Source organism: Wohlfahrtiimonas larvae (assembly GCF_002006755.1).
Taxonomy (GTDB): Bacteria; Pseudomonadota; Gammaproteobacteria; order Cardiobacteriales; family Wohlfahrtiimonadaceae; genus Wohlfahrtiimonas; species Wohlfahrtiimonas larvae.
The window spans coordinates 1-9,128 of record NZ_MVDO01000094.1; the positions used below are offsets into that span (position 1 = coordinate 1).

At 36.9% G+C, this 9,128-nt stretch carries 10 protein-coding genes; 3 read left to right on the top strand and 7 right to left on the bottom strand.

The annotated features are described in order from the left end of the window. The 7 genes from BZK14_RS05835 to BZK14_RS05865 all read right to left on the bottom strand — a co-directional run. Nucleotides 1–625, bottom strand: a 625-nt coding sequence (locus tag BZK14_RS05835; RefSeq protein WP_143691373.1) for a hypothetical protein, incomplete at its 3' end; no start/stop codon positions are given. Nucleotides 626–1,033: 408 nt separating this feature from the next. Then, on the bottom strand, nucleotides 1,034–2,101 hold the full coding sequence (cgtA, locus tag BZK14_RS05840) for an Obg family GTPase CgtA (protein WP_077925619.1): 1,068 nt from the start codon (nucleotides 2,099–2,101) through the stop codon (nucleotides 1,034–1,036). 73 nt (nucleotides 2,102–2,174) lie between these two features. Continuing rightward, nucleotides 2,175–2,435, bottom strand: a complete 261-nt coding sequence (rpmA, locus tag BZK14_RS05845) for a 50S ribosomal protein L27 (protein ID WP_077925620.1) — start codon at nucleotides 2,433–2,435, stop codon at nucleotides 2,175–2,177. A gap of 35 nt (nucleotides 2,436–2,470) precedes the next feature. Beyond that, complete coding sequence (gene rplU, locus BZK14_RS05850; RefSeq protein WP_077925621.1) at nucleotides 2,471–2,785, bottom strand: 50S ribosomal protein L21; 315 nt, start codon at nucleotides 2,783–2,785, stop codon at nucleotides 2,471–2,473. Nucleotides 2,786–3,014: 229 nt separating this feature from the next. Beyond that, nucleotides 3,015–3,956 carry a bile acid:sodium symporter family protein gene (locus BZK14_RS05855; RefSeq protein WP_077925622.1) on the bottom strand — a complete coding sequence of 314 codons (942 nt, stop codon included), beginning with the start codon at nucleotides 3,954–3,956 and terminating at the stop codon, nucleotides 3,015–3,017. Nucleotides 3,957–4,277: 321 nt separating this feature from the next. Continuing rightward, nucleotides 4,278–5,174: a glycine--tRNA ligase subunit alpha gene (gene glyQ / locus BZK14_RS05860; protein ID WP_077925623.1), complete on the bottom strand. Its 897-nt coding sequence runs from the start codon at nucleotides 5,172–5,174 to the stop codon at nucleotides 4,278–4,280. A gap of 52 nt (nucleotides 5,175–5,226) precedes the next feature. After that, nucleotides 5,227–7,515 (bottom strand): mechanosensitive ion channel domain-containing protein, encoded by a 2,289-nt coding sequence (locus BZK14_RS05865; protein ID WP_077925624.1) that lies wholly within the window; start codon nucleotides 7,513–7,515, stop codon nucleotides 5,227–5,229. 161 nt (nucleotides 7,516–7,676) lie between these two features. Between BZK14_RS05865 and xseB the strand changes: the two genes are divergently transcribed. From xseB to BZK14_RS05880, 3 genes are all read left to right on the top strand, one after another. Then, nucleotides 7,677–7,928 (top strand): exodeoxyribonuclease VII small subunit, encoded by a 252-nt coding sequence (xseB, locus tag BZK14_RS05870; protein ID WP_077925625.1) that lies wholly within the window; start codon nucleotides 7,677–7,679, stop codon nucleotides 7,926–7,928. A 20-nt stretch (nucleotides 7,929–7,948) separates the two neighbouring features. Then, nucleotides 7,949–8,812: a polyprenyl synthetase family protein gene (locus BZK14_RS05875; RefSeq protein WP_077925626.1), complete on the top strand. Its 864-nt coding sequence runs from the start codon at nucleotides 7,949–7,951 to the stop codon at nucleotides 8,810–8,812. 1 nt (nucleotide 8,813) lies between these two features. Further along, a partial coding sequence (locus BZK14_RS05880) for a 1-deoxy-D-xylulose-5-phosphate synthase N-terminal domain-containing protein (RefSeq protein WP_281249087.1) occupies nucleotides 8,814–9,128 on the top strand: 315 nt, incomplete at its 3' end.

Genomic DNA, 9,128 nt, shown 5'->3' on the forward strand with positions numbered 1-9,128 from the left:
TATTATTATCTGTGCGTAGAGTAACTGTACCATTCAAGATGGTAGTATTCGATATATGAGCTTTATCTGATACAATGACTGTCCCTTCTCTAACTGCATGATCAACACCTGTGCCTGCAACTTTTCTACCCACAGTTAAACCTGTCAGCTGAGAAATTCCTTTCTTACTTACACTACTTGTATTCTGTGCAGAACGTACGGTGCCTAAAACAATTGAATCAGATAATATAGACTCCCCTTCTATCTCTAACTCACCATATATTGCCAATCTACTTGCCGTCGCCGATGCAACACCACCGTCAGTATTAATCGAAACCACGCCAGCCTTTACATTGTCCTTACCATGGGCATATTCTCGAATAATAGAATCAGTCAGAGAACCTCGTATTGTATATACAGCAACAGAATTATTTCTCTCAATGCCAATATCTAGAAAAGAATTCGATTTACCAACACCCAGAGTAGTGATTCTATCAACTTTGGTATAGTTACCAGCAACAGGTAAATCAATCATCCTATTTTGAATATTAATAATCTCTCCTTCTTCCGTCACCAATCCTAACGCGAAAGGAGTACTCAATGAAAAAATTAGGCCTGTGCAAATAATGTATCTAGGTGCTTTCATTATTATATATCTCTCTAGTCAATCTAAATTATTGTATAAATATTTCAAAACATATACTTAATGCTACTATTGCATCAACCCATCATTCACTTAGTAGGTTTAAATATATGCTTTATTTTTTAAAAATTTTATTGAATTAAATTATTGATAGAAATATATTATTAAGCATATTAATAAAAATATCAAATCACCGAACAATAAATACAACAACATATCATTAATCAATAAAAATTAACATTTCTTATATAATTAATTAAATATATAAAATTAAAATATGATTATAAATCCACTGACACTAAAGGTACTTAATAAAGATCAAAATAATCCTACAAATTTGTCAATAAAAAAGCCGAATCCGATAAATCATCGAATCCGGCCCTTAATCAAAAGCTCAGCTAATTAAAAAAACTAATCCATAATTGCAACTTCAATTGCAACAGGTGTTTCTTCTGCCTTTAATGCCGCTTTCTCGGCATTAATATAATCCATAATTGCACTCGTTAATGGCTTTGTATTATCGCCAGAGATTGCAGAAATTTGAAAACATGGTCCTTCCCACTGAATTTCTTTTAAGAAATCAGCGATGCGCTCTTCGCGTTCATCTTCAGGAATCAAATCCAATTTATTCAAAACTAACCAACGATCTTTCTTCGCCATCTCTTCATCATACTGTTGCAATTCATTCGTGATCACACGGAAATCTTCAACAGGATCTTGTGAATCACTGTATGGTGACATATCAACCAAATGCAACATGATCGATGTACGAGACAAGTGGCGCAAGAATTTATGCCCCAAACCAGCCCCTTCCGCAGCACCTTCGATTAACCCTGGAATATCTGCCATCACAAAGCTATCCAAAGGCCCTACACTCACAACGCCTAAATTAGGGTGCAATGTTGTAAATGGATAATCTGCAACTTTTGGACGGGCTGCTGATACTGCACGAATCAATGTTGATTTACCTGCATTCGGTAAACCCAACAAACCAACATCAGCCAATACTTTCAATTCCAAACGCAAACGGCGTTCTTCTCCTGGCGTACCTGGCTTAGTTTGTCTTGGTGCACGGTTAGTAGACGATTTAAAGCGCGTATTACCCAAACCATGGAAACCACCTTGAGCAACCTTAGCCATTTGACCATCTTCAGTTAAGTCACAAATGAATTCATTTGTATCTGCATCGTGCACTTGTGTACCTAATGGCACCACTAAAATTAAATCTTCACCTGCTGCCCCAGTACAGTTTGCACCACGACCATTTTCACCACGTTTTGCTTTAAATTTTTTGGCAAAACGAAAATCAACTAATGTATTAACTGTATCAGATGCCTGTAGAAAAATACTACCACCATCACCACCATCACCGCCATCAGGTCCACCGAAAGGGATGAACTTCTCGCGACGAAAACTTAAACATCCATCACCACCATTACCCGCTTCAACTGTAATGATCACCTCATCAACGAATTTCATCTGCCCTCCTTAATCTGACAGCATAAACAATAAAAGCCCCAATAAAAGGGGCTTTTAACACAACTAATATTTATTAAGCAACTGGTTGAATGCTTACAAACTTACGGTTTTGTTGTCCTTTAACTTCAAAAACAACATGACCATCAACCTTAGCAAATAAAGTGTGATCTTTACCCAAACCTACGTTAGTACCTGCATGAAAACGAGTACCACGTTGACGAACGATGATAGAACCCGCTGGAACTAATTCACCGCCAAAACGCTTAACACCTAAGCGTTTACTTTCGGAATCGCGACCGTTACGGCTGGAGCCGACGCCTTTCTTCTGTGCCATGTTTAAATCCTCTTATACGTCTAGGAATCTCGCAATTATGCAGAGATGCTAGAAATTTTAACTTCAGTAAAGTGTTGACGATGTCCAGCGTGCTTGCGAGAATGCTTACGACGACGGAACTTGATGATTTCGATCTTACGTCCACGACCTTGCTTCAATACTTCTGCAACTACTTTAGCATTTGCAACAAGTGGTGTACCAACAGTTGTAGAACCGTCTTTACCTACTAACAATACTTCTGCAAATTCTACGTTAGAACCTTCAGCAGCGCCTTCCAATTTCTCAATGCGAAGGATTTGACCTTCAGCTACACGGTATTGTTTACCGCCTGTTTTGATTACAGCATACATGTGTAATGCTCCAAATAGTTAAGTGAATCTGAATTCTTTTGCTATCACGTTGAACAAGTCAACAAGAAATAACAGTCCATAAAAAGGACGTGATTGTATAAAAAAAAATGGTTTGCGTCAAGATTAAGCACATTATTCTTGACATCTTTTTTTCCATATTGATATGTTAATCTTGTCAATTATAACAAATAATCCTACATTTTTTAAGCAAAAATTTGCTTTTTACTATTTATTGGGTAGATTTCTTATCGGTCATTTTTGCAAAAATATTCGCCAAAATCGCCCCGCTAATATTATGCCACACACTAAAAATTGCACTCGGCACAGCCACAATCGGATCAAAATGTTTATTGGCTAATGCCGCACCCAAGCCACTATTTTGCATACCTACTTCGATGGCTATCGCTTTACGTTGCGCTAATCCCAACCCCATAATTCTCGCAATAATATACCCCACTAAATACCCAAAAGTATTATGCAACATCACAATCGCAATGATGATTAGCCCTGTTTCCTTCAAACGTACCTGATTCAATGCAACAACAATTGCCACAATCATCACAATACCAAATACAGAAACTATCGGTAATACTGGCATTACATATTTAACATTTGAACGTAGAGCCATACGAACCGCCAAACCTAATACAATTGGTACAATAACAAACTGTACAATTGACATCATCATTGCATAGAAAGAAACATTAATACTTTCTGATGCTAATAATTTTAATAATAATGGCGTCATCAATGGTGCTAATAATGTTGTAATACTTGTAATCGTTACGCTTAATGCAACATCACCACGAGATAAATAGGTAATGACATTGCTAGATGTACCGCCCGGGCAAGAACCCACTAAAACAACACCTAAAGCCAACAGTGGGTCGATGTTAAAAATCTTCACCAAAGCCACTGCCAATAAAGGCATAATCACAAACTGAGCACCCACACCCAACAATACTTGCCAAGGTTTTTTCGCCACTTGAGAAAAATCTTCCAAAGTGAGCGTTAAACCCATTCCAAACATGATAATGCCAAGAAAGTAAGTAATGAGCCAACCCAAAGAATTGAATAATGATGGGATAAAGAAACCCAACAAAGCAAACAATAATGTCCAAAGCGCAAAAGTTTTGCCAATGAACTCAGAGAATAAATTTAACCAACGCATAAAACAGCCTTCAATCAATATTGAATAAATAAACTAATCATTTTTGTACAAACTTTGGGTAATGTGCTGATTGATGCGATTTTGTCGCGGATGTTGCACTCTTTCGAGTATACATAGCCATAAGATTATGTAAATAGCTATTGAAAATGAAATTCACATGATGCGTTGTGGGTTATGATAATCATGTTATACAACAATAAAATAGTTACGATGGAGTACTATAAAACCTTAGTTTGATAGAGTGCTACGCGATTAAAAAAGCCAATTTCATAATAAAATTGGCTTTTTGTTTATTCACATTATATTTGCAAGAATCTTAAATTATTGCTCTTTTAACATTGGGAAGCCCAATGCTTCACGACTTGCATAATAAGCTTCAGCCACAGATTTAGCCAACTCACGTACACGTAAGATATATGATTGACGTTCTGTCACAGAGATCGCTTTACGTGCATCCAATAAGTTAAATGTATGTGATGCTTTCAAAACCATTTCATATGCAGGCAATGCTAATTTAGCTTCAATTAAACGCTTAGCTTCTTTCTCAAAGAAGTTGAATTGTTGCAATAAGAAATCTACATCAGCATGTTCAAAGTTAAAGGTTGATTGTTCTACTTCATTTTGATGGAAAACATCGCCATAAGTTACAGTGCCGAACGGAGTTTCTGACCAAACTAAATCATAAACACTTTCAACATTTTGTAAGTACATTGCTAAACGCTCTAAACCATAAGTGATTTCACCCATCACAGGCTTACATTCTAAACCACCCACTTGTTGGAAATATGTGAACTGTGTTACTTCCATGCCGTTCAACCAAACTTCCCAACCTAAACCCCAAGCACCCAACGTTGGTGATTCCCAGTTATCTTCCACAAATCGTACATCATGCACTTTTGTATTGATACCCAATACATTCAATGATTCCAAATATAATTCTTGGAAATTCTCTGGTGATGGTTTCACTACAACTTGGAACTGATAATAATGTTGTAAACGGTTAGGATTTTCACCATAACGACCATCTGTTGGGCGGCGCGATGGTTGAACATAAGCAGAAGCCCATGGCTCTGGCCCTAATGAACGTAAGAAAGTTGCAGAATGGAACGTACCTGCGCCCACTTCCATATCGTATGGCTGTAATAAAACACATCCTTGTTCTGCCCAAAAAGTTTGCAGTCTTAGGATCATTTCCTGAAATGTTAATACTTTTGACATAATTTTGTTTTACCCTAAAAAATTGATGACATTATAGCGAGTTCATAATCATTTAATCACTTTTTTTATATAATGATAATTGCGCTTCACGAATATCATCTTTAAAACTCTTCTCAAACTCATCATCTTCATATGGCTTAATTGCCATTGCACTGTTTTCTCTGAAGCGCAATTCACTTTGTGGCACAGGAATCTCAATATTATTTGAACGCAATGCTGTATCAATCGCCCACATATAAGCAGCATGCACAGCATTCGGTCTTTTCACTGCTCGTGCTGTCAACCAAACTACCAATTCAAACTCATAATAATATTCACCAAAACCATTTAGCCATACAGATGGATTTCGACCAGGAATACCTTTTAAAGTGTGTGGCACATCCTCAACGGCTTTTAATACCACTTCTCTTACTAATTCTTTTTCTACACCATAAGCAACTTTAAATGGATAACGAATACGACGATGCGGCTCCGTTAATGTCCAGTTCAACATTTTTGTATTGATTAATTCAGAATTAGGAATCACGATTTCAATATTATCATTATCTGCAATAATGGTTGCACGCACATTAATCGCGCGCACTTCACCACGTAAATTTCGCTCTTGTAGTTCAATAAAATCACCCACTTTCAATGATCGCTCAAATAGAATAATCAAGCCAGAAACGAAATTACTTAAAATAGATTGCAAGCCAAAACCTAAACCAATTGCTAAGGCACCCGCAACCAATGCAAAATTTGTAAAGTCAATACCAATGATGGTTAAACCGCCTAAAAATCCTATCGCAATCACAGAGTAATAAGTCAATCGCCCTGTCAAGTAGTAAGCAGGCAGTTTTTCTCCACCATTACGATTGCCGATTCGGACTAATAATTTATTCATCCAAAAAGCGGCCCACCAAGCAAGGAATAATACAACGACAAAACGGACTAAACCACTTGCCGTCACAGGCGTATCACCCACCTTAAACAAAGCCGTTGATGTAGAGTTTTTAATAAAACGCCAAGAATCACTTAAAAATAATCGTCCTTGATAATAAGTATTACGCCACCCACCACTTAATGCGAGAATTTTTTCTTTAGATAACTTAGAAATATAGCTACTATCGTCTAATAGAACATTTAAGCGTTGTAAATTAATGGCTGTGTCCTGAATTAAATTAGAGCGATCTTGAATAATATTTCGTAAAAATAATGATTGCTCACCTTCACTAGATGTATCTGCTAACAATTCCGTCGAACGAATACGTTCAATCTCATTTTGCTCTGTACGCCCTATTGCCTTGGCTTTTAATTCTTCAAGCTCAACATCATAACGGCGTACATTCTTTAGTATACTTTCATTATCAGCTTCAGGATCATGCAATAATTGCAATAAATTCAATTGCATTTTATAAAAAATAATTTGTGCTTGTGCTGCGGCCAAGTGTACCTGTGTATTTAACAATCTTAGCTCACGATACCGCGCAACTGCAGCATCTTCCTTCGTCCCTGTAGAATCTAATGATGCAACCAGTTGCTGCTCACGATATAATTTTGCAGTAATCTCTTGAACACGCTGTTCAGATTGTGCAATTGCGCCTTGTAACTGTTTAATTTCATCATCAGAAGTTGAAATAACATTAACAGCAACGCTAATCGCTGTTTTAACATCATCTAATCTGATATTAATATTATTCAGTTCATCCTTCATGGTTTTATTGCGCTCATCTATTAAAACAGAATCTGTTTGTATTAAGATGATACTTAAACCTTCGCCAAAACGATCACTATCAGCACTGAGCATATCCAAATAGCGTGCAAGATTTGTATTCAATTGACGATCTAAATTCCTCAACTGTTTATCATATTCACTAATTTCCAAAAGAATTCGCTGTGCATTGCCTTGAAGATCCCGCTCTTGATGTATTAAATCAATCAGCTGTTTCACTGTATATTTTTCAGCAATTGCTAATTTAGCGGCTGTTGGTACAGCTTTTTTCTTACTAACAAGTGTTTCATAAGCCATTAAGTTAGCAGATATTTGACTTAATACAGGCTGGTATTTTTTTTGCTCTTCAATCGGTAAATGGCTAATTTGCTCATTAACTCTTCCGACAAATTGAGCAATACCTTGCTTTAATTCTTCACCTGATTTTGTAGAAAAATAATTCCACCAAGTGGTTACTAATTTTAGAGGATCTGGTAGCTCATATATCTTTTTATCATTATTTTTCGCCCCTAATCCATCTGACAAAATCGTATTCAGTGGTAATGCTTGACTCAATGCAACATTGGTTATTGACTGAAATGTCAATAAATTAAAGGTCAATATTGCCAAAGCGATAACTTTTTTTTTCACCCAACCACCTTAAGTCCCTAAATTTAATCTCATTCAATTATTATGACATGAGTTGCTTTTTCTGCCCCAAAAAGACAAAGAGCTAGTATTATATACTTCATTTGAGTAAAATTGCAGTGTTTGACGCAGTTATTACAGTTTAAAAAATACCGAGGATTATTGTGGCTAAAAGCAAAAATACGAGTGAAACAATTGAAGACAAATTAAACTCAATTGATACAATCATAGAACAGCTAGAATCTGGCGAATTGACGCTTGAGGCATCATTAAAACTATTCACTGATGGCACTCAGCTCATTCATGATTGCCGTAATATTTTAGACCACACCGCAAAAAAAATTGAAGAAATTACACAATCAAAAATCACCACGCCACTTACAGATGATTTTGATAATGATGACATCCCATTTTAAGCTTCAATTAGGTATCCATTATGTTTCAATTTAGAGAAGAATTTGAGTGCTACTTAGCAAAATATTTAGATAAACTCCCCACTGTCCCATTATTAAAAGAAGCGATGGAATACAGCGTGTTAGATGGTGGAAAACGTATTCGCCCATTGCTCACCTTTGCAGGCGGGCAACTAAGCGGTGCCAATAACCAAACATTGTTGCCAATCGCAGCTGCTATAGAAATGATCCACTGCTATTCATTGGTGCATGATGATCTTCCTGCTATGGATGATGATGATTTTCGCCGCGGCAAACCCAGCAACCATAAAGCTTATGATGAAGCGACCGCTATTTTAGTCGGTGATGCATTATTAACGGAAGCTTTTGCACTATTGGCGCATAATCATAACTTCACAGCTGAAACTAAAGTTGAACTATTAAAAATACTAAGCACAGCATCAGGCGCACTTGGTATGATCAAAGGCCAATTTTTGGATATGCACGCAGAACAAAAACCTGTAACACTAGAAGAATTAGAAGAAATCCACAACAATAAAACAGGCGCATTAATCAAAGCAAGCATTATGATGGGCTACATTGCAGGACCTAATCAATCCCAAGAATCTTTACAATCTTTGTCAACATTTGCACAGAAAGTTGGGCTTATGTTCCAAATCCAGGATGATATTTTAGATGCCACCAGCTCTTCTGAAATATTGGGTAAAAGTGCCGGCAAAGATGCTGAACAAGAAAAAGCCACCTACGTTAATTTGTTAGGTATTGAAACTGCGCAAGAATATATGCAAAAACTCAATACAGAAGCTTTAGCACTATTAACACCGTTTCAAACTCATGCAGATCCTTTAAAAGCTTTAACGCTTTATGTGATCGAAAGGCAGAATTAACATGTCACTCTTAACCCAAATCCAAACCCCACAGGACTTAAAACGTCTATCCACCCAAGAATTACAACAACTTGCGCATGAATTGCGCCAATTTTTAATTCAAAGCGTGTTGGAAAGTGGTGGGCACTTTGCATCTGGTTTAGGTGTGATTGAACTCACTGTTGCATTACACTATGTTTTTGATGCGCCGAATGATGACATAGTTTGGGATGTTGGCCATCAGGCTTATCCTCATAAAATTTTGACAGAGCGTCGTGATCAACTCAAATCCATTCGTCAAAAAGATGGCTTAAAGCCCTTCCCTTGCCCTAAAGAG

Bases quoted from the DNA above. Each gene is read 5' to 3' on its own strand.
- glyQ (WP_077925623.1), bottom strand. From the start codon at position 5,174: ATGTCAAAAGTATTAACATTTCAGGAAATGATCCTAAGACTGCAAACT.
- rplU (WP_077925621.1), bottom strand. From the start codon at position 2,785: ATGTATGCTGTAATCAAAACAGGCGGTAAACAATACCGTGTAGCTGAA.
- BZK14_RS05855 (WP_077925622.1), bottom strand. From the start codon at position 3,956: ATGCGTTGGTTAAATTTATTCTCTGAGTTCATTGGCAAAACTTTTGCG.
- cgtA (WP_077925619.1), bottom strand. From the start codon at position 2,101: ATGAAATTCGTTGATGAGGTGATCATTACAGTTGAAGCGGGTAATGGT.
- rpmA (WP_077925620.1), bottom strand. From the start codon at position 2,435: ATGGCACAGAAGAAAGGCGTCGGCTCCAGCCGTAACGGTCGCGATTCC.
- BZK14_RS05875 (WP_077925626.1), top strand. From the start codon at position 7,949: ATGTTTCAATTTAGAGAAGAATTTGAGTGCTACTTAGCAAAATATTTA.